The sequence below is a fragment of the Achromobacter sp. JD-1 genome, assembly GCF_038594925.1.
Taxonomy (GTDB): Bacteria; Pseudomonadota; Gammaproteobacteria; order Burkholderiales; family Burkholderiaceae_B; genus Achromobacter; species Achromobacter spanius_C.
This window is the reverse complement of the sequence record NZ_JBCGCS010000003.1, coordinates 137137-160895: the sequence shown is the minus strand read 5'-3', so window position 1 is coordinate 160895 and position 23759 is coordinate 137137. Positions and strand designations below refer to the sequence as shown.

The 23759-nt window shown below is 63.4% G+C and carries 23 protein-coding genes; 10 read left to right on the top strand and 13 right to left on the bottom strand.

Annotated elements, in window-relative coordinates; translation table 11 throughout:
* Window positions 1-21: 21 nt before the first annotated feature.
* The 4 genes from WBR68_RS06395 to WBR68_RS06380 all read right to left on the bottom strand — a co-directional run bounded on the left by WBR68_RS06395 (window position 22) and on the right by WBR68_RS06380 (window position 3597).
* Complete coding sequence (locus tag WBR68_RS06395) at window positions 22-954, bottom strand: fatty acid desaturase (protein WP_230693732.1); 933 nt, start codon at window positions 952-954, stop codon at window positions 22-24.
* Window positions 914-1690 carry a sterol desaturase family protein gene (locus WBR68_RS06390; protein WP_127186157.1) on the bottom strand — a complete coding sequence of 259 codons (777 nt, stop codon included), beginning with the start codon at window positions 1688-1690 and terminating at the stop codon, window positions 914-916. Before WBR68_RS06390 ends, WBR68_RS06395 begins: the two co-directional genes overlap by 41 nt.
* Before the next feature lie 134 nt (window positions 1691-1824).
* Window positions 1825-2718, bottom strand: a complete 894-nt coding sequence (gene dapA / locus WBR68_RS06385) for a 4-hydroxy-tetrahydrodipicolinate synthase (protein ID WP_127186158.1) — start codon at window positions 2716-2718, stop codon at window positions 1825-1827.
* A 393-nt stretch (window positions 2719-3111) separates the two neighbouring features.
* Window positions 3112-3597 (bottom strand): GAF domain-containing protein, encoded by a 486-nt coding sequence (locus WBR68_RS06380; protein WP_050448331.1) that lies wholly within the window; start codon window positions 3595-3597, stop codon window positions 3112-3114.
* 158 nt (window positions 3598-3755) lie between these two features.
* Between WBR68_RS06380 and WBR68_RS06375 the strand changes: the two genes are divergently transcribed.
* The 5 genes from WBR68_RS06375 (at window position 3756) to WBR68_RS06355 (ending at window position 8482) form a co-directional block, all read left to right on the top strand.
* Window positions 3756-4958 carry an aminotransferase-like domain-containing protein gene (locus WBR68_RS06375; RefSeq protein WP_127186159.1) on the top strand — a complete coding sequence of 401 codons (1203 nt, stop codon included), beginning with the start codon at window positions 3756-3758 and terminating at the stop codon, window positions 4956-4958.
* Between the two features lie 101 nt (window positions 4959-5059).
* Window positions 5060-5986 carry a 4-hydroxybenzoate octaprenyltransferase gene (ubiA, locus tag WBR68_RS06370; RefSeq protein ID WP_230693731.1) on the top strand — a complete coding sequence of 309 codons (927 nt, stop codon included), beginning with the start codon at window positions 5060-5062 and terminating at the stop codon, window positions 5984-5986.
* Window positions 5987-6092: 106 nt separating this feature from the next.
* Entirely contained in the window at window positions 6093-6497 is a 405-nt protein-coding gene (locus WBR68_RS06365; protein WP_050448329.1) for a DUF1090 domain-containing protein, read from the top strand.
* 268 nt (window positions 6498-6765) lie between these two features.
* Entirely contained in the window at window positions 6766-7158 is a 393-nt protein-coding gene (locus WBR68_RS06360; RefSeq protein WP_083447464.1) for a DUF4148 domain-containing protein, read from the top strand.
* 202 nt (window positions 7159-7360) lie between these two features.
* Window positions 7361-8482 (top strand): saccharopine dehydrogenase family protein, encoded by a 1122-nt coding sequence (locus WBR68_RS06355; RefSeq protein ID WP_230693730.1) that lies wholly within the window; start codon window positions 7361-7363, stop codon window positions 8480-8482.
* Window positions 8483-8527: 45 nt separating this feature from the next.
* On the opposite strand, the gene glcC is transcribed toward WBR68_RS06355, so the two are convergent.
* Entirely contained in the window at window positions 8528-9292 is a 765-nt protein-coding gene (glcC, locus tag WBR68_RS06350) for a transcriptional regulator GlcC (protein WP_050448326.1), read from the bottom strand.
* 239 nt (window positions 9293-9531) lie between these two features.
* On the opposite strand from glcC, the gene WBR68_RS06345 reads away from it, so the two are divergent.
* The 3 genes from WBR68_RS06345 to WBR68_RS06335 all read left to right on the top strand — a co-directional run bounded on the left by WBR68_RS06345 (window position 9532) and on the right by WBR68_RS06335 (window position 13557).
* Window positions 9532-11703, top strand: a complete 2172-nt coding sequence (locus tag WBR68_RS06345) for a malate synthase G (RefSeq protein ID WP_050448325.1) — start codon at window positions 9532-9534, stop codon at window positions 11701-11703.
* 105 nt (window positions 11704-11808) lie between these two features.
* Complete coding sequence (locus tag WBR68_RS06340; RefSeq protein ID WP_050448324.1) at window positions 11809-12441, top strand: TetR/AcrR family transcriptional regulator; 633 nt, start codon at window positions 11809-11811, stop codon at window positions 12439-12441.
* Window positions 12442-12687: 246 nt separating this feature from the next.
* Window positions 12688-13557: a cysteine hydrolase gene (locus tag WBR68_RS06335; protein WP_230693729.1), complete on the top strand. Its 870-nt coding sequence runs from the start codon at window positions 12688-12690 to the stop codon at window positions 13555-13557.
* Between the two features lie 117 nt (window positions 13558-13674).
* On the opposite strand, the gene WBR68_RS06330 is transcribed toward WBR68_RS06335, so the two are convergent.
* The 5 genes from WBR68_RS06330 to WBR68_RS06310 all read right to left on the bottom strand — a co-directional run bounded on the left by WBR68_RS06330 (window position 13675) and on the right by WBR68_RS06310 (window position 16847).
* A complete protein-coding gene (locus tag WBR68_RS06330; RefSeq protein ID WP_050448322.1) occupies window positions 13675-14277 on the bottom strand; it encodes a TetR/AcrR family transcriptional regulator in 603 nt (200 codons plus the stop codon).
* A gap of 127 nt (window positions 14278-14404) precedes the next feature.
* Window positions 14405-14713, bottom strand: coding sequence for a DUF4148 domain-containing protein (locus WBR68_RS06325; RefSeq protein ID WP_230693728.1), 309 nt, complete (start codon window positions 14711-14713; stop codon window positions 14405-14407).
* 106 nt (window positions 14714-14819) lie between these two features.
* On the bottom strand, window positions 14820-15128 hold the full coding sequence (locus WBR68_RS06320; protein ID WP_050448320.1) for a DUF4148 domain-containing protein: 309 nt from the start codon (window positions 15126-15128) through the stop codon (window positions 14820-14822).
* A 111-nt stretch (window positions 15129-15239) separates the two neighbouring features.
* Window positions 15240-15548 (bottom strand): DUF4148 domain-containing protein, encoded by a 309-nt coding sequence (locus WBR68_RS06315; RefSeq protein ID WP_230693727.1) that lies wholly within the window; start codon window positions 15546-15548, stop codon window positions 15240-15242.
* A 321-nt stretch (window positions 15549-15869) separates the two neighbouring features.
* Window positions 15870-16847, bottom strand: a complete 978-nt coding sequence (locus tag WBR68_RS06310; RefSeq protein ID WP_050448318.1) for a helix-turn-helix transcriptional regulator — start codon at window positions 16845-16847, stop codon at window positions 15870-15872.
* A 143-nt stretch (window positions 16848-16990) separates the two neighbouring features.
* Here WBR68_RS06310 and WBR68_RS06305 point away from each other — a divergent pair, with 143 nt between their 5' ends.
* Window positions 16991-19198 (top strand): TonB-dependent siderophore receptor, encoded by a 2208-nt coding sequence (locus WBR68_RS06305; protein ID WP_127186162.1) that lies wholly within the window; start codon window positions 16991-16993, stop codon window positions 19196-19198.
* 112 nt (window positions 19199-19310) lie between these two features.
* Here WBR68_RS06305 and WBR68_RS06300 read toward each other — a convergent pair whose 3' ends face one another.
* Window positions 19311-20477: a mandelate racemase/muconate lactonizing enzyme family protein gene (locus tag WBR68_RS06300; RefSeq protein WP_050448316.1), complete on the bottom strand. Its 1167-nt coding sequence runs from the start codon at window positions 20475-20477 to the stop codon at window positions 19311-19313.
* A 112-nt stretch (window positions 20478-20589) separates the two neighbouring features.
* Between WBR68_RS06300 and WBR68_RS06295 the strand changes: the two genes are divergently transcribed.
* Entirely contained in the window at window positions 20590-21489 is a 900-nt protein-coding gene (locus WBR68_RS06295) for a LysR family transcriptional regulator (RefSeq protein WP_230693726.1), read from the top strand.
* A gap of 112 nt (window positions 21490-21601) precedes the next feature.
* Here WBR68_RS06295 and ssb read toward each other — a convergent pair whose 3' ends face one another.
* On the bottom strand, window positions 21602-22123 hold the full coding sequence (ssb, locus tag WBR68_RS06290; protein WP_046802916.1) for a single-stranded DNA-binding protein: 522 nt from the start codon (window positions 22121-22123) through the stop codon (window positions 21602-21604).
* A 356-nt stretch (window positions 22124-22479) separates the two neighbouring features.
* Window positions 22480-23664: an MFS transporter gene (locus tag WBR68_RS06285; RefSeq protein WP_050448314.1), complete on the bottom strand. Its 1185-nt coding sequence runs from the start codon at window positions 23662-23664 to the stop codon at window positions 22480-22482.
* Window positions 23665-23759: the final 95 nt, after the last annotated feature.

Here is a 23759-nt window from a genome sequence, read left to right as displayed (position 1 = left end):
CGTTGGGGAAAGGATAGGGCGCTAGCGGACATGCTCGGGCGCCATGCGGGAACGGCTGCGCAAACGCGGCACGAACGCCGCCAACACGAAGACCCGGCACATATAGGGCAGCAGCCCGCGCTCATTGAGTACCGGGTCGACGCCCGCGCGATAGTGCTCGCGATGCAGTCGGGTCAGTTCGGACCAATGCGCGCGCGGATGCTCGTGATGCGCGGTGTGCAGGCCGATATTGAACAACAACGGGTTGACCAGCCCTTCGAAATTACGCGCGTAGTTCAGGCCCGCAACCTGGCGCGGCCCGCCATCGGCATGCGCATGCTGCAAGTAATTGGTGGCCAGCAGCCAGTGCAATCCGTGCAATTGCGGCACGATCACCAGCACCAGCGCCTTGACGGGGTTGACCATCAGCAGCCCGCCCCACAAGCCCAGCCACGCGCCGTATTGCGCCAGGCAATAACGCCAGGCGCCTGGCCAATGGCGGCGCAGCCGGCCCAGCCACGCGAAAAACAGCGGGTACAGCACCCAACCCGCCTGCAGCGGGTGTAGCAGGTAGCCCGCAAGGTGATTCGTGTCGCCGCCAAAGCGATAGGTGCGCGCCACGTCGCGTTCGCCGTGCTTGAACCGGTGATGGTTGGCCACATGCGCCGGATAGAACACAAACGTGGGGTGCCCTTGCAGCAGCGTGATCCAGAAATCGGTGGCGCGATTGGTCCAGCGGCCGCGCCACATGCGCAGATGCGTGTGGTTGTGGTGGATGACGCCGATGCCCAGCGTCAGGAAAAGCATCAGCACGTAGAGCGGCCACCAAATGCCGTAGACCCATTGCCAGGCCGCCAACGCGGGCAGCGCGGCCAGGTAAGCCAGGCTTTGCCAATCGCGCGGGTTACGCAGCGACGGCAGTCGGCGCCGAATGCTAAGCCCTTGCGCCAACAGATTCTCTGCGCTGAAACGCATCCAGCTGCGGGGCCGCGGCGTCGGCGGTCAGGCGGGTGCGGAACAAGCGGTCCATGAAGGTGAACTGAAAGCCGTAATTGCCGTTGTAGCAAGCGTGGTGCAGATGGTGGCGCCGGCTGGCGGCGAACCAGTGCGCGTAGGACACCTTGGGGAAAAAATCGTAGTTGGCGTGCCCGATGCAATTGAAGAACAGGCTGAACAGCGGCACCGACGCCAGCGCCCAGAAACTGAAATCGTGCAACACCATGGGCAGCAAGATCACGTTGCCCAGCATCAGCGCTTCAATCGGGTGAAAGCTGTAGGTCGAGAACGGCGTGGTCACCACCGACCGATGATGCGGCAGGTGAAAGCGGCGCAGCGGCTTGGTATGCAGCAGCCGGTGGTTGACCCAGAAATGCACGTCGTTCCAGGCCACCAGCACCAGGATTTCAAGCATCACTTTCTGCCAGCTTGGGTTCGGGTCCAGATGCGCCCAGCCCAGTTGCAGCAGGCCCCAGGGAAAGATCATGCCGGTGCCGAACAGCAGGATGGACAAGCCAGATTGCGCCAGCTCGCGCCGCATCTGGCCAGGGGCCAGCGGGCGCGGGTCCAGCGGCCGCCCCATGCCCAGCGCCGGCAACACGTGCCGCGTCAGCAGCCACGTAGCCGCGCCGAAGGCCAGATAGATACCGCCGAAGAACAGCAGCCCCGCCAGCATTACCTGCCACGCGGACAAGGCTTCAAATGCTTGAGCCATGAACGTTTTGTTTCACCCGAAGAATGGCCGCATGATAAGCAATCCGTCAGCTTCCCGGTGATGCATGTATTACCAAATGCATCAAGGCACCACAAAGCGGAAGAGCCTTGCTCTTGCTACGGCCTGACTCCGGGCTAGTGGCAGGGATACCGGCGGTTCAGGCTGGCCACCGCCGCGTCCAGGCGCGTCGCCAACGCCGCGCTGGCCGCGGGCATGGGCAGCCGCAATTCGTCGGTCAACAAACCTTGCCGCCCCAGTTGCGCCTTCAACGGTCCCGGGTTCGGCTCTTCAAACGCCAACTGGATGACGGGCGCCAAGGCATGAAACAAGCTGCGCGCCAGATCCAGTTGTTGGCCCCGCACCGCTTGATACATCGCCACGAACAGGTCGGGCCGCAAGTGCGCGGCGGCCGCGATCATGCCGGTGCCCCCCAGGCAAAGCACCGACAGCGTTTGCAGGTCTTCACCCGCCAGCACGTTCATCTGGCCGTCGGCGATCAATGCCAGCGTCTTGTCCAGGGCCCCCCCGCAATCCTTGATGGCGGCAATGTTCGGATGCGCCGCCAGCGACAGCAAGGTCGATGTGTCCAGCGTGGTGCCCGTGCGGTACGGAATGTCGTAGAGCACCAGGGGAAAGCGCGAAGCATCGGCCAGACAGCGGAAATAGGCGGCGGCCCCTTCTTGCCCGGCCCGCACGTAGTACGGCGCGGGCGCCAGAATGCCCGCCAGCGGCCGGGTGCCAAAGGCCGACAGGCGTTGCAGCACATGCCCCTGGTGGTTGCCGGCCAGGCCCATGATGACCGGCAGCCTGCCGGCTTCAGTCAACACCGCGTCCAGCACGGCCAACTGCTCGGCGTCGTCCAGCGAGGCGGCCTCGCCCGTGCTGCCGCACACGACCAGCCCGTTCACGCCCGCCGCGGCATAGTGGCGCACCAGTCGGCGCAATGCGCCGCCGTCAACGGCGCCGCCAGCAAATGGGGTAACCAAGGGCACCCAGACGCCCTGGAACACAGATTGTTGAATAGACATGAGAACACTCCTTCGATGTAGGCGGACCGCGGTTGGACCGTACAGAAGTGCTCGGGATACCAGGGGATGCGCGCGGAGGCGCTGCTGCGCCGCCAGGAGGCCGCTGTTCCGTCGCCCATCTGACGGAACAGCATGCTCCGGTCAGATGAGCGGCTGTTTTTTGGATTTCAGGCCGACCGCAGCCAACACCACGCCCAGGGCGCGGATGCAGGAAACGGATTGGATGGCCTGATGAATCATGAATGAATAAAACGATAAGACGCGCCAACAAGACACAGGTGGCGGCTGATGCGGAAATCTACCGGGCGGCCGTCAACGTGTCAACGGCGCGCGGTGGCGGGCGGCTTGCGCGCATAGGACGGCTCGAAGGCGCTCAGCCCGCCCTTGTCTCGCCTAACCCAGGCTGGCCAGGAACACCGCGCACAGCGCCTGCATGCCTTGGCGGTCGTCTTCGTCGAAGCGATCCGGCACGGGGCTGTCCACATCCCAGACCCCGATCAATTCGCCCTGATGCACCAGCGGCACCACGATTTCCGAACGCGACGCAGCGTCGCAGGCGATGTGGCCGGGGAAAGCATGCACGTCGGGCACCAACTGCGTCTGCCGTTGGCTGGCGGCCGCGCCGCACACACCGCGATTCAAGGGAATGCGCACGCAGGCCGGCTTGCCCTGGAAGGGTCCAAGAACCAGCTCGGTGCCATCAAAAAAATAAAAGCCCGCCCAGTTCAAATCGGGCAAGGCCTGGTAGGCCAGCGCGCTCAGGTTGGCGGCGTTGGCGATGCGGTCGGGCTCACCTTCCAGCAGCGCGCGGGCCTGCGCCACCAGTTCGGCGTACAGGGCGGACTTGGATTCGGCGACGATAGGGGCGGCTTCGAACATGGCGATAAATGTAACTGTACAGGCGGTTTTCGATGCAGGTGATTTTAGGGGTTCCGCGCGTTAAAGGGGCCGGGCTGCTACCGTATGGGACAATACTTTTTTGTCGCAGTGCCTGTTACAAGCCTCTCCCTTTACCCTTCTTCTTCAAGAAGCAATCCATGGACAAGCCTCTAGAACCTGCGTTTTCCTTTTCGGAACGCGCTCAGCAACTCACCAGCTCCGCCATCCGCGAGATCCTCAAGGTCACCGAGCGCCCCGAAGTCATTTCGTTCGCTGGCGGCCTGCCGGCGCCCGGCGGCTTCCCGGTAGAAGTGGTACGTGCTGCGTTCGACAAGGTACTGTCCACGAACGGTCGCGCTGCCCTGCAATACGGCCCCACCGAAGGCTATGCGCCGCTGCGCCAATGGGTTGCCGACGACCTGAACCGCGCGGGCGCCAACGTCGCCGCCGACCAGATCCTGATCGTTTCGGGTTCGCAGCAGGCGCTGGACCTGCTGGGCAAAGTGCTGATCGACAAAGACAGCAAGGTGCTGGTCGAAGACCCCAGCTACCTGGGGGCGCTGCAATCGTTCAGCCTGTATCAGCCGAAGTTCGTGCCGGTGCCCACCGACGAAGGCGGCCTGATCCCCGAAGCCATCACGCCCGAACTGGCTGACGGCGCGCGCTTCCTTTACGCGCTGCCCAACTTCCAGAACCCCACGGGCCGCACGCTGAACCTGGAACGCCGCATCGCGCTGGTCAAGCGCGCCGCCGAACTGAACCTGACCATCGTTGAAGACGACCCCTACGGCGAGCTGCGCTACGCAGGCGAGCCGCAGCCGGGCCTGGTTGCACTGGCCGCCGAATACGGCGCCAACGTGGTGCGCCTGGGCACGTTCTCGAAGGTACTGGCCCCCGGCCTGCGCCTGGGCTACATCGCCGGCGCACGCTCGCTGATCAACAAGCTGGTGCAGGCCAAGCAAGCCACCGACCTGCACACGCCCACGCTGACGCAGATGGCCGTGTACGAAATCGTCAAGGACGGCTTCCTGGAAGAGCACTTGCCCAATGTGCGCGAAATCTACCGCGCACAAGGCAGTTGCATGCTGGACGCCATCAAGCAGGAATTCCCGTCCACCGTCACCTGGACCAAGCCTGAAGGCGGCATGTTCATCTGGCTGACGTTGCCCGAACACATGGACAGCACCAAGCTGCTGGAAAAAGCCATCGCGCAAAACGTGGCCTTCGTGCCGGGCGCGCCGTTCTACAGCGGCGCGGGCAAGCCGAACACGCTGCGCTTGAGCTTCGCCACCGTGCCGGAAGACAAGATCCGCACGGGCATCGCCATCCTGGGCAAGCTGCTCAAGGAATACACGGCCTGAAAAACGCCGGCTTGAACGTCGCTTGAACTTCCACGGCCGGGCGCAATGCCCGGCCGTTGTTTTATGCTGTCGGCTTTCCCGACCATTTTCTGACCGTGACAGTGAGCGCCTCGCAACAATCTCCCGTCGATCTCAGCGACATCGTCTTCACCGACTGGGTCGAACGCTGGCTTCCGAAGTCGTGGCGGCCCTACGCTCGTCTGTGCCGCCTGGACCGGCCCATCGGCACGTGGCTGACGCTGCTGCCGGCCATCGCCGCGCTGGTTCAATCGGCGGGCGGGCTGCCCGACCTGCAACGGCTGGTCGTCTTTTCGCTGGGCGCGCTGCTGATGCGCGGCATCGGCTGCACCGTCAACGACATGTGCGACCGCAACTTCGACAAGCACGTCGAACGCACGCGCTTCCGTCCACTGACCAGCGGCCAGTTGTCGATGAAGAACGCCGTGTGGTTCCTGGTGGGCCAGTTGCTTGTTTGTGGATCGTTGCTTTTTTTCCTGAACGAAATGAGCCGCTGGCTGGCCCTGGCCGTGCTGCCTTTCGTCTTCATCTACCCGCTGTGCAAACGCGTCACGTACTGGCCGCAAGTGGTGCTGGGCATCTGCTTTAACTGGGGCATGCTGATGGCCTGGTCCGACACGCAGAACGTGGTGCCGCTGGCCGCCATCGCCATGTGGCTGGGCGCGGTGCTCTGGCAGGTGGGCTACGACAGCATCTACGCCTATGTCGACGTGCGCGACGACCGCAGCCTGGGCCTGCACTCCACCGCCATGCGCTTTGGCGACCAGGGCAAGCTGTGGATCGGCGGCTTCTACGCCGCCACCGTGGTGCTGTGGGCCTGGGGCGGGTACGCCATGGGGCTGTCGTGGGCGTATCAGGTGGGCATGGCCGCCGTGGCAGTGCATCTGGCGTGGCAGTTGAAGGTGTTCGACATCCAGCGCCCCGACCGCAACTTCATGCTGTTTCGCGCCAACCTGTGGCTGGGCGCGCTGCTGGTGGCGGCCGCGTTGGCGGGCACACTGATCCGCTAGGAAGGGCAAGGGGCGCATGAGCCGGCCGCGATTTGCCGCGCGCATTGCCGCCTGGGTCGGATCGCGCCATCATGGCGCTTGTCGAAACGACTTACGGAGACACCGCATGCCCTCTTTCGTGAAATCCCTTGCGACTGCCGCCGCCGCATTTGCCGTGTTCGGTGCAATGCCCGCGCAAGCCGCCACCGATTGCTCGGCGCAGCGCGGTTGCGCGGCCAAGTTCTGCGAGATCGAAAACGACATCGCCGCCGCTCAGGCACAGAACAACACCCGCCGCGAAGCCGGCTTGAAAAAGGCATTGGCCGAAGCCCGGGCAAATTGCACGGACAGCCGCCTGCAATCGCAACGCGAAGCCGACGTGCGTGAGAAACAAGCCAAGGTGTCCGAACGCGAGCAAGAGCTGAAGGAAGCGCGCGCCAAGGGCAAACAAGACAAAATCGACAAGGCCCAGCGCAAACTGGAAGAAGCCCAGTCCGACTACAACGCCGCGCTGGTTGAGTTGAACCGCTGAGACGGTTCCGTCCTGTTTGGGCTCCATCCACCCCGGGCATGCCCCGGGGTTTTGTTTTTGTCATCAGATGGAAATATCGCCATCTATGGTGACGATTGGCAAAATCTAAATCGATTAGTGCGGATTTTGGAAAGATGTTTTCAGAGAATAAGGGTTTATCCCAGGGGTCTTTGAGCACAGAATGCACTTCATCGGGACACAGCAAGCGAACCCTGGCAATGACGCCAGCGGTTCGAATCCCAAGCTCACAAGACACCGGAGGTCTGCTATGAAAACCCTTGCTACCGCATTGATGCTGTCCATGTCCGTTCTGGCTGCCGGCGCGCAAGCCGCCGAAGCCGACCAAGGCCCGACCCGCGCACAGGTTCAGGCCGAACTGCAACAAGCCAAGATTTCGGGCCAATACACGTTCGGCGAAGAAGGCTACCCCGCCCCCATCGCCCAGACGTCCAGCCTGACCTCGCAACAAGTCCAAGCTGAACTCGCTCAAGCCAAGAGCGCTGGCGAAGTCACCTTCGGCAACCTGGACTACCCGCCCGTCGCCGCTGCTGCACAAGCCACGTCGCTGAGCCGCTCGCAGGTCCAGTCGCAACTGGCCCAAGCCAAGGCAGAAGGCCTGGTCACCTTCGGCAATCTGGACTACCCCCCCATGGGCAGCTGATCCACGGGCCTGCAAAGGCCGTGACAGCCCCATCGAAAGCCCCTCGGCAAACCGCCGCGGGGCTTTGTTTTTGACGATTCGACAGCAAATTAAGTCATATTGGCGTTAACTTAAACCGTTACGACGGATTTGATTCTACAAATCGACAGCGCTCCCGAATAGGATGAGGCCACCCCATTCCTTTCCTTGCAGGAGCCGCACCATGTCTACCTCAGCCACTCGCCCCATCGTTTTGCTGGGCGCCGGAAAAATCGGTTTCGCCATTGCCCTGATGCTGGAACGCAGCGGCAACTACACCGTCCTGGTTGCCGATCAAGACCCTGCCCGGCTGGCCGTTCTGGCCGAGCTGGGCTACGAAACCCGCCAGATCAGCGACGACGCCTCGGTAGCGCGCTGCATCGAAGGCGCCTATGCCGTGGTCAACGCCCTGCCCTTTCATCGCGCCACCGCCGTCGCAAGCCTTTGCGCCCGCGCCGGCGTGCACTACTTCGACCTGACCGAAGACGTCGCCAGCACCCATGCCATCCAGGCGTTGGCGGGCGATGTGCAAAGCGTGTTGATGCCGCAGTGCGGCCTGGCCCCCGGCTTCATCGGCATCGTCGGCAACGCGCTGGCACGCCGCTTCGACACCTTGCTAGACCTGCGCATGCGCGTGGGCGCGCTGCCGCGTTACCCCTCCAATAGCTTGCGCTACAACCTGACCTGGAGCACCGAGGGGCTGATCAACGAATACTGCAACCCTTGCGAGGCTATCGTTGATGGGCAACTGACCAGCGTGCCGGCGCTGGAAGGCTACGAAACATTCGCGCTGGATGGCGTCGAATACGAAGCCTTCAACACCTCTGGCGGGTTGGGGACCTTGCCGGCGACGCTGCTGGGCCGCGCCCGCAACGTCGACTACAAATCCGTGCGCTATCCCGGCCATTGCAACATCATGAAGTTGCTGCTCAACGACCTGCGCCTGCGCGATCGCCGCGATCTGCTCAAGGATATCTTCGAGTCCGCCATCCCCACCACCGAGCAGGACGTCATCGTCATCCAGGCCTCGGCATCGGGCCACCGCCACGGGCGGTTGGAAGAAGAGTCGTATCCGATCCGCGTGTTCGGCGCGGACGTAGACGGCCATCGCCTAAGCGCCATCCAGTTGTCGACGGCGGCAGGCATTTGCGCGGCGCTGGATCTGGTGGCGCAAGGCGCCTTGCCGCAAAAGGGATTCGTGGGCCAGGAAGCGATTGATCTGGACGCCTTGCTGAACAACCGCTTCGGCCGTGTGTACGCCGGCAAACCGCTGGCGCTGGCTGGCTGCGCGACGGCCGACCGCTAAGGGCCGCTGCCCATCGCGCGCGCACACACGCCCGCCCGCGCGGCGTTACGTCCAGCCTTCCAGACGTAGCGTCGCGCGCACCAACCGTTGTTCTTCCTGTTCAATATCCGACAAGCTCTGCCGCACGCTATCTACATGGTCCGCCGCGGCCTTGCGGGCCTGCTCTGGCTGGCGCCCCGTTACCGCGTGGAACAGGCGCGTGTGCTGGCGATCAATCTGCCGCTTTTCCGGCTCGCGGTGGTACAGATTGTTCACGCAGGCAAACACCGACCCCAGCAGCAGATCCGTCAGCGATTGCAGCGTGTGCACCAGCACCGGGTTGTGCGATGCCTCGCAAATCGCCAGGTGGAAGGCGTGGTCCAGATGGGCGTGGGTGGCCGTATCGGTAGCCGCGCCTTGCGCCGCCACCATCTCGTCATAACGGCGGCGGATCATGATGAAATCTGCCTCGGTGCCGCGTATGGCAGCAAGCCGCGCGGACTCGGCTTCCAGCAACGAACGCACTTCCAGCAAGTCGTAAAGCGTGCGCGGCTGCGAATTGAACAGATGCATCAAAGGCCCGGCGTCCACCTTTGAAATATGCGCCACGAACGAACCCTTGCCTTGCGAGGTATGGATGATTTCGCGCGCGCGCAACAGCTTCAGCCCTTCGCGCAGCGCCGTGCGCGACACGCCCAGCTTTTCGGTCAAGCGGCGTTCGGACGGCAACGCCTGCCCCGCCTTGAGCACGCCATCCAGGATCAGGCGTTCGATTCTTTCAGCGACCTCGTCCGCCACCTGCCGGGGCTTTTCTTCTGTTTCCGCGTACATGCAATCTCCGCACCAGTGGTATGACCAAGCCGAACGCTTGTTTTTGGCGAATTGGCGCACCGCCGTAAGTGGCTGATATAAAACCATAAAAACAAGCGTCCTGTCTTCACGCGCGTAAACAAACTGGTATGACCAGCTGGTTTTGATATAGACATTGCAGCGGGTGCGAACGATGATGTCAAAACAGATTCGCCCGGCGCCCCGGCGCCGGCCAGCCCTACTTACCGCTAGAGACCCGCATGACTCAACGCATCCAGCACCACGGCCTGCAAGTGGCGGCCAATCTCAACCAATTCATCGAACAAGAAGCCTTGCCCGGCACCGGCCTGGATGCCGACGGCTTCTGGCAAGGCTTTGCGGCGCTGGTACACGACCTGGCGCCCAAGAACCGCGCGCTGCTGGCCGAACGCGACCGCCTGCAGGCCGAACTGGACACCTGGCACCGCGCCAACCCCGGCCCCATCGCCGATCCGGCCGCCTATCGCAAGTTCCTGGAAGGCATCGGCTACCTGCTGCCCCAGCCCGCCAGCGTGCAGGCCACCACCGACAACGTCGACACCGAAATCTCGCAGCAGGCCGGCCCGCAGTTGGTCGTGCCGATGTCGAATCCCCGCTATGCCTTGAACGCCGCCAACGCGCGCTGGGGCAGCCTGTACGACGCCCTCTACGGCACCGACGCCATTCCCGCCACCCCGGGCGATACCGGCAAGGGCTACAACCCCGAGCGCGGCGCCGCCGTCATTGCGCGCGCGCGCAGCTTCCTTGATACCGCCGCCCCGCTGGCCAACGGTTCGCACGCCGACGCGCAAAGCTACACCGTTGAAGGCGACCAACTGCGCGTGGCCTTGGCCAAGGGCGTGGTCACCGGGCTGAAGTTCGGCTCGCAATTCGCCGGCTACCAAGGCGAGGCGTCCGCCCCCACGGCCATCCTGTTGAAGAACAACGGCCTGCACTTCGAAATCCAGATCGACCGCGCCAACCCCATCGGCAGCACCGACGCCGCCGGCGTCAAAGACGTGCTGGTCGAAGCCGCGCTGACCACCATCATGGACTGCGAAGACTCGGTCGCCGCCGTCGATGCCGACGACAAGGTCCATATCTACCGCAATTGGCTCGGCCTGATGAAGGGCGACCTGACCGAAGACGTCACCAAGGGCGGCAAGACCTTCACCCGCAAGCTGAACGCCGACCGCCAGTACACGCGCCCGGACGGCGGCGCACTGACCCTGCATGGCCGTTCGCTGATGTTCGTGCGCAACGTGGGCCATTTGATGACCAACCCCGCCGTGCTCGACCGCGACGGCCAGGAAATTCCGGAGGGCATTCTGGATGCCGTGGTTACCAGCCTGGCCGCTTTGCACGACCGCACCGCCAAGCTGAATTCGCGCACGGGATCCGTCTACATCGTGAAGCCCAAGATGCACGGCCCCGATGAAGCCGCCTTCGCCAGCGAACTCTTTGATCGCGTGGAAGACCTGATCAAGGTGCCGCGCAACACGCTGAAGATGGGCATCATGGACGAAGAGCGCCGCACCAGCATCAACCTCAAGGCCTGCATCGGCGCGGCTGCCTCGCGCGTTGCCTTCATCAACACGGGCTTTCTGGACCGCACCGGCGACGAAATGCACTCCAGCATGGAAGCCGGCCCGATGCTGCGCAAGGGCGACATGAAGTCCACCGCCTGGATCACGGCCTACGAACGCAACAACGTGCTGGTTGGCCTGGACACCGGCCTGCGCGGCCGCGCCCAGATCGGCAAGGGCATGTGGGCCATGCCCGACCTGATGGCGGCCATGCTGGAACAGAAAATCGCGCACCCGAAGGCGGGCGCCAATACCGCCTGGGTGCCCTCGCCCACCGCCGCCACGCTGCACGCGCTGCACTATCACCAGATCGACGTGCAAGCGGTACAGAAGGAACTTGAGCGCACCAAGCTGGATAGCGTGCGCGACGACCTGCTGAACGGCCTGTTGACCGTGCCGGTTGGCGATCCGTCCAAGTGGTCCGCCACGGACATCCAGCAGGAGTTGGACAACAACGTGCAGGGCATCCTGGGTTACGTGGTGCGCTGGATCGACCAGGGCGTGGGCTGCTCCAAGGTGCCGGACATCCACAACGTGGGCCTGATGGAAGACCGCGCCACGCTGCGCATCTCCAGCCAGCACATCGCCAATTGGCTGCGCCATGGCGTGACCAACAAGGAACAGGTCATGGAGACCTTCAAGCGCATGGCCAAGGTGGTGGACGGCCAGAATGCGGGCGATGCACTCTACCGGCCGATGGCAGGCAATTTCGATACGTCCCTGGCTTTCAAGGCGGCATGCGCCCTGGTGTTTGAAGGCCTGACGCAGCCTAACGGCTATACCGAACCCTTGTTGCACAAGTATCGTCTGCAGTTCAAGGCGGCCTGATCGCCATTCGCGCGACACGCAAACCGGGCAGCCTTGGCTGCCCGGTTTTTATTGTCATCGAAAAACTCCTTATTAATTTCGCACGATCGTGCTAAATTCTGCCGCATGACTGCCGGAACAGACACTGCCAAAACCGGAAAAAGCGAGCTGACCTTCGCCGCCATCGTGGATGCGTCCCTGGACATGGCCGCGACCCAAGGCATGGAAAGCCTGTCGCTGGGCCAGGTAGCCAAGCGGCTCGGTATCAGCAAAAGCGGCGTGTTTTCGCGCGTGGGCTCGCTGGAAGCCTTGCAGCAGGCCGTGCTGGACGAATATGACCGGCGCTTCGTGGCCGCCGTCTTCACCCCCGCCATGGCGCATCCGCGTGGCTTGCCGCGCTTGAATGCGCTGGTGTCGCTGTGGGTTGAACGCGCCAGCAACGTCGAATTGGCGACGGGCTGCGTCTACGTGGCGGGCGCCTTCGAATATGACGACGTGGAATCGCCACTGCGGACGGTACTGGAAGGCAACCTGCGACGCTGGCGCTCGGCCATGGTGCGCACGGTGCGCCAAGCGCTGGAAGCCGGCCATCTGCGGCCCGACACCGATCCGGAACAGCTTGTGTTCGAGGTCTACAGCCTGATGATCGGCCTGATGCATGACGCCCGCTTCCTGCGGGACCCGAAAGCCCCCGCGCGCGTGCGCGCCGCCTATGACAGGCTTATCTCGACCTATCGTAGCTTTACCTACCTGGAATAACCCTATCCCCCGCCGGCTGACGCCGGCGATTCTTTGGCCCAATTTCGCACGGTCGTGCGAAATATTCTTTGGATACTGCCATGTGGATGCTGATCGCCGCTCTTGCCCTCGCCGTACTGGCCTACCTTTGGCGGCAATGGCGCGCCTTGCTGCGTCAACTGCCTGACTGCGCGGAACATCTGGTGCTGTTCTAGTGGTCAAGCCTCATCCCGGTCTATATTCCGGAAAAGGTCATCGAAATTCCCCATGCCGCGTTCCGTCCATTTATTGATTGTCGACCCGCAGAATGATTTCTGCGACCTGCCCGAGCCATACCTGCCCAGGGATCCCCAGACGGGCGAGGCCGCCCAGCCCGCCCTGCCGGTGCCAGGCGCCCATGCCGACATGCAACGACTGGCGCGATTCATCGACGTCACCGCGCCTGCCTTGAGCTCGATCACCGTTACGCTGGATTCGCACCATCGCGTGGACATCGCGCACCCCACGTTCTGGCATGCGGGTGCAGGCCAGGCGGTCGAGCCGTTCACGCCGATCTCTGCCGCGCAACTGCGTGCGGGGCACTTTGTGCCCCGCCACGCTGACGACCTGCCGCGCACTTTGACCTATCTTGACGAGCTTGAGGCCCGCGGCCGTTACACCCTGATGGTGTGGCCGGTACATTGCGAGATCGGCACATGGGGCCACAACGTGCACCCCGACGTGCGAGCGGCGTACAACCGCTGGGAAGACGCTGGCCAGTTCATTGTGCGCAAGGTGCCCAAGGGCACCAACCCGTGGACCGAACACTACAGCGCGCTGATGGCCGAAGTGCCCGACCCCGACGACCCGCGCAGCCAACTCAACCGCAGCTTGCTGGGTTCGCTGGATCGGTCCGACCTGATCCTTGTCGCAGGTGAAGCGGGCAGCCATTGCGTGCGGGCCACTGTAGAACATCTGGCCGAACACCTGCCAGGCGGCAATCTGTCGCGGATCGTGCTGCTGACCGACTGCATGAGCCCAGTTCCGGGATTCGAAGATGCTCAAACCGCCTTCCTGCAACGCATGCGCGATCTGGGCGTACAGGAACGCACCAGCACCGACATGGCTCGCGCGCTGCAAAGCGACATCCCTGGCTGACGACCGGGGTTTACGTTCGTCCTTGACGCCCATGACAACGGCCGCCTGCTTACGCCGGGCGGCCGTGAATTACTACGCCAAAAAGTGCTGCTGAACGCCTGTTGCCAGGCCGACTGCTTAGACGCCAGCCGCGGGCTTGGCAACGTTGTCGCATGCCACGTACAAGGCGCTGATGGCCTCGCACAACGCGGGCGGTTGCTGGAACAGTCGCGAGACAAGTAAGCAACCTTGCACGGTGGCGAACACCGCGCGGCCGGCGGCCTCGGCCGAGCCAGAGAATCTCAGCGTGCCCTCAGCCGCGCCTTGGGCCAGCACACGCGCCAGCCAAGCTTCGTGCGCGCGGAAAAATCCCTGCAATGCGCCGCGTACGCGATCAGACAGGCTCATGATGTCGGCGGCCAACATGCCGCCCAAACAGAGCTCACCTTCGCCGCAGGCCGCCGATTCCATCATCGACAGGTACGCCTTAAGCTGCGCTTGGGCAGGCTGTGCGGTGTCGATGCCGCGTATGGCACCCAACGCGCGCGTGCTGTAGGCTTCGACCGCTTCGTACAGCAGGTCGTCTTTGCCTGGAAAATAATAGTGAATGCTGGACGTCTTCACGCCCACGTGCTCCGCCAGGTCGCGGTAGCTGAAACCGTTGCATCCGCGCGTGCGGATGAGCTTTTCGGCATGCGCCAGCAGCAGGTCTCGGGTTGTGTTGGGGGTCGGAGTGTCCATGGCTGAATATTACCTACTAATAGGTCGGTCCGTCATTGGTGGCCGCCCTAGTGTGTGGACCGAAGCCCGTGCGAACCCCGGCCGGGAAACATCCCGCCCCCCGGGGTTCGCATGTGCCGGCATCGGCTTAGCCTTGCACGGGCGGGTAGTCGAGTTCGCCGGTGTCGGTCAGGCCTTGGGCACGGGCGGCAGCCAGTTCCTGCTTCACTTGGGCGCGGGTCTTGTCGGCGCCGACGGCGGCAAACGCGGTCGCGGATTCGCCTTCTTCACCGAACACCAGTTCACCATTGGCGCGGGCGTCGGCCAGCTCTTGCTGCACTTGGGCGCGCGTCACGGTGCTGGCGGTGTTCAGGGGAGGCGGGTAGTCCAGTTCGCCAGCTTGGGCGGCGCCGATAAACGAGGCGGACAGGATCAGGGCGGATACGAGGGTCTTCATGGTTGATCTCCAGTAAGGATCAGTGCTGCGTCAGTTGAAAGAATCAGGGTGGGTAAACACGTTGCAGATGCTATCTATGCCTAGATAGACAAGGTTTCAAAAAAACTCAGCCTTGCACGGGCGGGTAAGCCAGTTCATTGCTTTCGGTCAGGCCTTGAGCACGGGCATCGGCCAATTCCTGCTTCACTTGGGCACGGGTCTTGTCCGAGCCAGCATCCGCAAACGTCGTGGCGGCGTAGCCTTCTTCACCGAACTCCAGTTCGCCATTGGCACGGGCGGCGGCCAGTTCTTGCTGCACTTGAGCGCGCGTCACGGTGCTGGCGGTGTTCAGGGGAGGCGGGTAGTCCAGTTCGCCAGCTTGGGCGGCGCCGATGAACGAGGCGGACAGGATCAGGGCGGATACGAGGGTCTTCATGGTTGAACTCCAGTAAGGATCAATGTTGCTAAACGTGGGTAAGGTCTTTACGGCTACCGGGTAATGCTGGAAGGGCTATCTATGCCTAGATAGATAAGGCTTCAAAAAAACTCAGCCTTGCACGGGCGGGTAAGCCAGTTCATTGCTTTCGGTCAGGCCTTGAGCACGGGCGGCGGCCAATTCCTGCTTCACTTGGGCGCGGGTCTTGTCCGAGCCGGCATCCGCAAACGTCGTGGCGGCGTAGCCTTCTTCGCCGAAATCCAGTTCGCCGTTAGCGCGGGCGGCGGCCAGTTCTTGCTGGACTTGAGCGCGCGTCACGGTGCTGGCGGTGTTCAGTTCGGGCGGGTAGTCCAGTTCGCCAGCTTGGGCGGCGCCGATAAACGAGGCGGACAGGATCAGGGCGGATACGAGGGTCTTCATGGTCAGTTCTCCAGATGGAATAAGTGAAAAGTGCTTCAGTTGAGTTTGGGTTACGATCACCAGCTATCTACTTATAGATAGATGCTGCGATAAATAAAAAGGGCCAATCAAAATCGTCCTGCTGTGTTTCTGGTTTCGGCGGCAGCGGTGTTTCCTGGGTGTTGCCTGTACTGACTTGCTGCGTTTGCTGCTTGTGCTGCGTCGATGGATGAATCTTACCTACTACTAGATAGACAACGCAAGTGGGTTTTGTGAAACTAAATATTTCATGGTGCCGGCAAGCAACGCTGTCTCGGCCCGGGGTTGGGGCCAAACCTGGGGCTACCAGGATCGCGGCGACGCGCCATAGCGCAGTTTGAAGACCTTGCTGAAATGGCTCAGGCTGGAAAAACCCACCTCGCCCGCTACCTGCGTGACGCTCATGCCGGCCTGCAACAGATCCGACGCGCGAGCCAGCCGCATGTCGCTCAGATAGGCATGTACCGAACGGCCCACGCATTCGCGCATCAATTGCTGCAGGCGCTTCTCTGACAGCCCTACCGTGCGCGCCACTAGCCCCGGCGGCCAATGTTCCGCGCAGCGGTCCCGCAACAGTTGGCACGCGCGACGAACCCGTTGATGCTCATTTTCCACGGGTCCGGCCAGCGCGTCCGGCAACGACAATAGCTGCACGAATGCCGACAGCATTTCAAGAGACTTGGCGCGATACCAGAGGCGTCGCGCCTCTGCCGCAGACGGTGCATCGCTGGAAAAGCTGCCCGCCAACGCCCGCAATCCGGCTGGCGCGTCCAGCGCCGCAACCAGGGACCCGTGCGCCGGCACGCTGACATCTCGACGAAACCGCTGGCGCAGCAAGCCGATGGGCATCGTGCCACCCAAGCGCGCCAGCGCGTCCGGCGTGTAGCGGATGTCCACCATCCGCACCCGGCGCTTGGCTGGCAGATGCGTGGCCCAGCCCATCACACGCTCGTGATTGAACAACAGCGCCGCGCCACCCGTCACGCGCAGCGGTTCGCCCCCCTCCAGCGCCAACAGGGCCTCGCCTTCCAGCCACACCTGCATGCCGAACACCGGCGCGCCCGGCGCGGGAATCGTCAAGGTCCGGCCTGGACAACCATCCAACACCACCAGGCTGACGCCCTCATCCACCCGCTGCACCCGCTCGATAACATCTTCCCAGTCGTCGGTGGCAGGCACGGTCGGCAGCGTGCCACGCCACCATTCATGCGGCTTGACGGGACCCGTGCAGGGGTCGGGCAATGACAGAGAGGACAAGGGCGCGGCGGCGCTGGCAGGCATAGGTGTCGGGCGCAAAAAACGGGGCGGCAGCAAAACCGTCAATGGGCGCCGAAGAATCGTCAGACAGAAAAACAGAGATCTGGAATCATGCCGACGCTTAGGAATGATTCTTGTTAATTATAAATTGAACCAGGGGTAACACCGTGTCCTTTTCCAAGAAGCCGCTGCCGTTGGCGCTGTTGGCCGCCCTTGCCGCGTCGCCGGCTCTCGTCGCCGCCCAAACCGCACCGCCTGCCGCAAGCGGAGTGACCACGCTGGCCCCAGTGGTAGTGCAAGGCGCACGCGACGCGTCGCCCACTTCTGGCGCGGACTACGTGGCCACGCGTAGCCGTTCCGGCACCAAGTCAGACGCGGAACTCATCAACACGCCCCAGACCATCAACGTCATTACCCGCAACGAAATGGACCAGCGCGGCGTCACCTCGGTCGCCCAGGCCGTGCGTTACACCCCGGGGGTGATCGCGCAATACGGCGACAACGACGTGCGCTATGACTGGCTGACCATACGCGGCTTCACGCCGTCGCGCTATCTGGACGGCCTGCTGCTGCCCTTTGGCGCGCGGGGCTATTCGCAGCCACGCATCGACACCTATGGCCTGGAGCGCATCGAAATCCTGAAAGGCCCGTCGTCCGGCCTATACGGCCAAAGCGCGCCGGGTGGTCTGGTCAACATGACCAGCAAGCGCCCCACCGCCGAGCCACTTAACGAAGTGGTGCTGCAGGCGGGCAGCTTCAACCGGTTCCAGGGCGCGTTCGACTTCTCAGGCCCGGCCGATGAAGAGGGCAAGTTCCTGTACCGGCTGACGGGCACACTGCGCGACAGCGATACGCAGTATCAACACGTTGACGACGAACGCCAGTTCATCGCGCCCAGCTTCACCTGGCGTCCGTCTTCCGACACCAGCCTGAACCTGAGCGCCCAGTATCAGAAGATCACCAGCCATGGCGGCGGCGGCGCGCCCGTGCTGCCCGTCATCGGCACACTGGAAAAAAGCGACACCGCGGGCTACATCCCGCGCGACCGCTTCGTGGGCGAACCCGGCTACGACATCTTCACCAACGAACAAACCATGGTCGGCTACACGCTCGACCACCGCGTGAACAACACCTGGAGCCTGCGCCAAAGCGCCCGCTACACGAACGTGGACACCAACACGCGGCGGGTGCAAATTGGCGCGATGGTGTCGGACACCCAGGCCATTCGCTACGCCTGGGCCTTTCCCGAAACCTCGCACACCTTCCAGATCGATAACCAGTTGAACGCCAAATTCAGCAGCGGCCCGATGCGTCATGACCTGACCTTCGGCCTGGACTACCTGCGCGAAAAGTCGCGCTACAACGAGAGCAGCCTGGGCCTGATGCTGCCCCCGGCATCCCCCTTGTTCAACGTGTTCGACCCGGAGTACGGCACCTCGGTGACGCGCCCGGCCACCGCCACCAAGATCAACATGACGCGCACCCAGCTAGGCCTGTACGCGCAAGACCAGATTGAACTGGACCGCTTGCGCTTCACGTTCGCCGGCCGCTACGACTGGACCGAAGGCACCACCGACAGCGGCACCGTGGGCAGCGGCGGCCAATGGGGCTGGACGTCGCGCACGGCCGATGCCGACCGCTTCACCGGCCGCGCCGGCGTGACCTACCGCTTCGACAACGGCCTGGCGCCGTACCTGAGCTATTCCACGTCTTTCCAACCGATGACGGGCGTCACGCGCGACGGCTCGGCGCTCAAGCCGACCACGGGCGAACAGTACGAAGCCGGCGTAAAGTTCCAGCCCGATGGCTACGACAGCTTCGTCACGCTGTCAGCCTTCCAGATCACGCAGAAGAACGTCAGCACGCCGGACCCCGTCAACACCAGCTTTGTCGTGCAGACCGGCGAAGCGCAGGTGCAGGGCATCGAACTGGAAGGCAAGGCCAGCTTCGACAACGGGCTGGACCTGACCATGTCGTATGCGTTGAGCGACAGCGAAATCACCAAGACCAACGTGGCCGCGCAACGTGGCAACCAGTTGATCTTCGTGCCGCGCCATCAAGCTGCGCTGTGGGCCGACTACACGCTGCGCGACGGCCCACTGCAGGGCGTAGGCGTGGGCGCGGGCGTTACCTATCGCGGCGGGTTTTATGGCGACTTGAACAACCGCTACGCCATCCCCGCCGTCACGCTGGTGGACGCGGCCATTCGCTACGACCTGGGCCGCGTCAGCCCCACACTGGCCGGCGCGCAGGTGGCGCTGAACGTGTCGAACCTGTTCGACAAGCGCTACGTCGCCAACTGCCTGGGCACCGCCGTCAGCTGCTACTGGGGCGCGGAACGCACAGTGATGGCGACGCTGCGGTATCGCTGGTAAATCGGGCGGGGATCGCGGGTGATTCGCGGGTGACCTGCTGAGAACGACCCGCTGAGAATGACCCGCTGGGGGTCCGCCGGTGATTCGCCGGCAAACCCTCAGCGGCCCCGGCCTACGCCGACAATTGCCGCATGACGGTGATCAGGTCCGACTTGCCTTCGAAGCCGATGCCGGGCAGCTCCGGCATCGTGACGTAGCCGCCGTCGACTTTCACCCCATCGGGAAAGCCGCCGAAGGGCTGGAACAGGTCCGGGTAGCTTTCGTTGCCGCCCAGCCCCAAGCCTGCCGCAATGTTCAGGGACATCTGGTGGCCGCCGTGCGGAATGCAGCGGCTGGCCGACCAGCCGTGCTGCTTCAGCATGTCCAACGTGCGCAGATACTCCACCAGCCCGTAGCTCAGCGCGCAATCAAATTGCAGCCAATCACGGTCCGGGCGCATGCCGCCATGGCGGATCAGATTGCGCGCGTCCTGCATCGAAAACAGGTTCTCGCCCGTCGCCATGGGGTTGGCGTAGTAGTTGCGCAGCGTGGCCTGCAACTCATAATCCAGCGGGTCGCCCGCCTCTTCGTACCAGAACAGGTCGTACTGTGACAGCGCCTTGGCGTACTGGATGGCGGTGTCCAGATCAAAGCGGCCGTTCGCGTCCACCGCCAGCTTCTGCCCATCTTGCAGCACGCTCAAGATGGAATCGATGCGGCGCAAATCCTCGTCCAGCGACGCGCCGCCAATCTTCTTCTTCACGACCGTGTAGCCGCGGTCGATATAGCTGCGCATTTCGTCCTTGAGCTTGCCGTGGTCCTGGCCCGGGTAGTAATACCCACCCGCCGCATAGACGAACACGCGACGGTCGGCCTGGCCATTGCCGTAGCGGTCGGCCAGCAACTGGAACAGCGGCTTGCCTTCGATCTTTGCGACCGCATCCCACACCGCCATGTCGATGGTGCCGATCGCCACCGAGCGCTCGCCATGGCCGCCCGGCTTTTCGTTCGTGAACATGGCGTTCCAGATCTTGTGCGGGTCCAGGTTCTTGCCCGTCGCGTCCACCAGCGATTCAGGATCCGCCTCCATGACGCGCGGAATGAAGCGTTCGCGCATCAGCTTGCCCTGGCCGTATCGGCCATTTGAATTGAAGCCGTAGCCCACCACCGGCTTGCCGTCGCGGATCACGTCGGTGATCACGGCGACCAGGCTCAGCGTCATCTTGCTGAAATCGATATAGGCGTTGCGGATGGGCGAGCTGATGGGCAGCGTCTGTTCGCGGATCTCGACGATTCTCATGGGTGTCTCCTGATGTGCCGGCTGAGGCGGCGTAGTGGCATGGGGAACCGCTAGCGTAGAAGCGAATACCCGCACTAAGATTCACCATTATTCATTTGATTATTTACTTTCAGTGAAAACCGACATCGCGTCTGAACTGGAGTTCTTCATCCACCTGGCCCGGCTGGGCAGCCTGTCCGCCGCCGCGCGCGAGCTCAACCTGACGCCGCCCGCCGCCACCAAGCGCCTGGCGCTGATGGAGCGGCGCCTTGGAGTGCGGCTGGTGAACCGCAGCACGCGCAACCTGAGCCTGACAAGCGAAGGCGAGACGTACCTGTCGCACGCCCCCAAGATCCTCGAAGATCTGCGCAACATGGAAGACGCCGTGTCCAGCAGCGGCGCCACCCCGCGCGGCGCGCTGAAAGTGAACGCCACCTTGGGGTTCGGCCGCACCACCATCGCCCCGCTGGTCTCGGACTTTGCCAAGCGCTATCCCGACGTCCAGGTCCAACTGGAAGTCACCGACCGGCCGGTGGACCTGGTGGAAAGCGGGTTCGACCTGGCGATCCGCTTTGGCGAACTGCCCGACAGACGCCTGAGCGCGCGGCGCGTCATGTCCAACCGCCGCTTCTTGTGCGCCGCGCCGCGCTATCTGGACAAACACGGCACGCCCGCCACGTTGGCCGATCTTGCGTCACACCGCTGCATCCTGCATACGCAAAACGATGAAGCGCACGGCGTGTGGCGATTCACCCGCTATGGGGAAAGCGTGGCAATCAAGGTGGATGGGGCCTTGTCCAGTAACGACGGAGATATCGTGCTGGGCTGGGCGCTGGACGGCCATGGCATATTGATCCGCTCGGAATGGGATCTGGCCAAGTATTTGCAAAGCGGACGGCTGCGCGTGGTATTACCCGACTTCACGCTGCCGTCCGCCGACCTCTTTGTGTATTACCCACAACGCAGAAATCAAACCGCCCGGGCCAGGGCGTTTATTGATTATCTGGTTGAGGTGTTCCAGCGGTCGGTGTGACGATTCCCGCTAACTGCTACACGTCGCGATTCTTTTTTGTGTTGATCCGGCCCGTCAAAAACAATGCCCCCGCATTGCGGGGGCATGGATTGAAACCGTGCGATAGCCGGGATTAGAACGGAATATCGTCGTCCATATCCGCCAAATTCGCGCCGCTGCTGGCCGGGGCCGCCGCAGGCGCCGGGCGCTGTTGCGGGGCCGGGCGTTGCGCCGGGGCGCGTTGTTGTTGCGGGCGCGACGGAGCGTCGTCGTAGCCACCGCCACCACCGTAGCTGGCGCCACCGCCACCGCCGTCTTCGCGGCCGCCCAGCATTTGCATCTGGTCAGCCACCACTTCGGTGCTGTAGCGATCAGCGCCGGTGTCCTTGTCTTGCCACTTGCGCGTCTTCAGACGGCCTTCGATGTAAACCGAACGGCCTTTCTTCAGATATTCGCCGGCGATTTCAGCCAGGCGGTTGTACATGACGACGCGGTGCCATTCGGTTTCTTCGCGGCGCTCGCCCGATGCCTTGTCCTTCCAGGTGGAGGTGGTGGCGATGGACATGTTGCAGATTGCAGCCCCTTCCGGGCTGTAGCGGACTTCCGGGTCGCGACCCAGATTGCCCACGAGTATGACTTTGTTAACCGATGCCATGCCGATGTCCCTCAGTTGTTGACAGCCTGCGCCTGAGCGTTGCCGCGAGCGCGCCGGCAACAACATAAAAAGCGATGTTGAAGACCGGCTTCATGAAACACGCCGGTCATCATGACAATGACCGGCGACGCCTGGGATCCTGATGACCCCTACTTCCGTGAAGCCCTAATTTGGTACGTATTATCGACGAAAAGCCCTCACCACGCCAAACGCGATTCGTGACAAAGCGATCCACCCAGGGAATCGATTTAGGGGCTATTGGCCGCCATTCGCAGCGCGATCAGCGGCTTTTCGGGTGAGGTCGGGGACGCATCATCCGGCCGATCGCCAGCCCTGTATCACCCGCCTCATCACCCTTATGCCAGCGGCCGCAGCGCCCAGGTCACCACCAGCCACACCGCCGACAAAACAGCCGCGCCGATGAACACCGCGCTGGCGCCTGAATGAGCCGCCAACCAGCCGCCCAACGCGCCGCCCGCGAACAGCCCCGCCGCCTGCGCCGTGTTGTAGAAGCCCAGCGCCAAGCCCTTGTAGGCCTGCGGCGCCACGCGCGACACCAGCGACGGTTGCAGCGCTTCCAGCACGTTGAAGGCGACAAAGAAGCCTGTCAGCGCGATGGCCAACGAGTAGAAACCATGACTGGCCGCCGGCATCAACGCGCACACCAGCACCAGGCCCGCCACGGCGGCGCGCAAGGCGCCGCGATGGGCGCGGCGTTTTTCCGCCACGAACACCACGGGCACCATCAGCACGAACGACACCAGGATGACGGGCAGATACACCTTCCACAGCTCGCGCGCGTCCAGGCCGCCTACCTTGGCCAGCAGCGCCGGCACCACGACAAACATCGACACCTGGATCAAATGCAGCACGAACACGCCGAAATTCAGGCGCAGCAGGTCACGGTGGGTCAGCACTTCCTTCGGCCGTGCGGCCTGCATGGTACGGGCCTGGGTGCGCGGCACCACGGGTACGACGAACCGCGCCACGCCCAGGCAGATCACGCCCAGGCAGGCAATGGTCCAGAACAGGCCGGACAAGCCCCACCACCCCACCAACACGGGCGACAGCACCAACGACACCGCGAAAGACAGGCCGATCGACGCGCCCACCATGGCCATGGCGCGGGTGCGGACTTCGTCGCGGGTGGCGTCTGCCAGCCAGGCGGTGACGGCGGCCGAGATGGCGCCCGCCCCCTGGATGGCGCGGCCGATGGTGATCCAGTACACGTCGTCCGCCTGCGCACAGACGATGCTGCCGGCCACGAACAGCAGCAGGCCGAACAGCACGACGGGGCGCCGGCCCCAGCGGTCGGACGCCAGGCCGAAAGGAATCTGCATGAACGCCTGGGTCAGGCCATACATGCCCAGCGCCAGGCCAACACGCGCGGGGTCGTCTCCACCCGGCATGCCGGCCGCCGCCACGGCGAACACCGGCAGCAACAGGAACAGCCCCAACATCCGTGCGGCGAACAGGCCGGCCAATGCCACGCTGGCGCGGCGTTCGGAAGGGGTCAATTTCAGTTTGATGTCTGCCGGCATGCGGAAAATTCAACAATGACAAGGGCGGTGCGCGCGCGTGGATGTCACACGCTCACAGTCTGATCTGGCGGTGCGGCGCCGTGGCCCATACAGCC

Excerpts from the sequence above, each read along its gene's own strand:
- WBR68_RS06300 (WP_050448316.1), bottom strand. The coding sequence starts at position 20,477 with ATGAGAATCGTCGAGATCCGCGAACAGACGCTGCCCATCAGCTCGCCC.
- WBR68_RS06360 (WP_083447464.1), top strand. The coding sequence starts at position 6,766 with ATGAAAACCCTTGCTACCGCATTGATGCTGTCCATGTCCGTTCTGGCT.
- WBR68_RS06365 (WP_050448329.1), top strand. The coding sequence starts at position 6,093 with ATGCCCTCTTTCGTGAAATCCCTTGCGACTGCCGCCGCCGCATTTGCC.
- WBR68_RS06335 (WP_230693729.1), top strand. The coding sequence starts at position 12,688 with ATGCCGCGTTCCGTCCATTTATTGATTGTCGACCCGCAGAATGATTTC.
- WBR68_RS06315 (WP_230693727.1), bottom strand. The coding sequence starts at position 15,548 with ATGAAGACCCTCGTATCCGCCCTGATCCTGTCCGCCTCGTTTATCGGC.
- glcC (WP_050448326.1), bottom strand. The coding sequence starts at position 9,292 with ATGTACGCGGAAACAGAAGAAAAGCCCCGGCAGGTGGCGGACGAGGTC.
- WBR68_RS06345 (WP_050448325.1), top strand. The coding sequence starts at position 9,532 with ATGACTCAACGCATCCAGCACCACGGCCTGCAAGTGGCGGCCAATCTC.
- WBR68_RS06340 (WP_050448324.1), top strand. The coding sequence starts at position 11,809 with ATGACTGCCGGAACAGACACTGCCAAAACCGGAAAAAGCGAGCTGACC.
- ssb (WP_046802916.1), bottom strand. The coding sequence starts at position 22,123 with ATGGCATCGGTTAACAAAGTCATACTCGTGGGCAATCTGGGTCGCGAC.
- WBR68_RS06380 (WP_050448331.1), bottom strand. The coding sequence starts at position 3,597 with ATGTTCGAAGCCGCCCCTATCGTCGCCGAATCCAAGTCCGCCCTGTAC.
- WBR68_RS06310 (WP_050448318.1), bottom strand. The coding sequence starts at position 16,847 with ATGCCTGCCAGCGCCGCCGCGCCCTTGTCCTCTCTGTCATTGCCCGAC.
- WBR68_RS06285 (WP_050448314.1), bottom strand. The coding sequence starts at position 23,664 with ATGCCGGCAGACATCAAACTGAAATTGACCCCTTCCGAACGCCGCGCC.
- dapA (WP_127186158.1), bottom strand. The coding sequence starts at position 2,718 with ATGTCTATTCAACAATCTGTGTTCCAGGGCGTCTGGGTGCCCTTGGTT.
- WBR68_RS06375 (WP_127186159.1), top strand. The coding sequence starts at position 3,756 with ATGGACAAGCCTCTAGAACCTGCGTTTTCCTTTTCGGAACGCGCTCAG.
- WBR68_RS06325 (WP_230693728.1), bottom strand. The coding sequence starts at position 14,713 with ATGAAGACCCTCGTATCCGCCCTGATCCTGTCCGCCTCGTTTATCGGC.
- WBR68_RS06395 (WP_230693732.1), bottom strand. The coding sequence starts at position 954 with ATGCGTTTCAGCGCAGAGAATCTGTTGGCGCAAGGGCTTAGCATTCGG.
- WBR68_RS06355 (WP_230693730.1), top strand. The coding sequence starts at position 7,361 with ATGTCTACCTCAGCCACTCGCCCCATCGTTTTGCTGGGCGCCGGAAAA.
- WBR68_RS06390 (WP_127186157.1), bottom strand. The coding sequence starts at position 1,690 with ATGGCTCAAGCATTTGAAGCCTTGTCCGCGTGGCAGGTAATGCTGGCG.
- WBR68_RS06330 (WP_050448322.1), bottom strand. The coding sequence starts at position 14,277 with ATGGACACTCCGACCCCCAACACAACCCGAGACCTGCTGCTGGCGCAT.
- WBR68_RS06320 (WP_050448320.1), bottom strand. The coding sequence starts at position 15,128 with ATGAAGACCCTCGTATCCGCCCTGATCCTGTCCGCCTCGTTCATCGGC.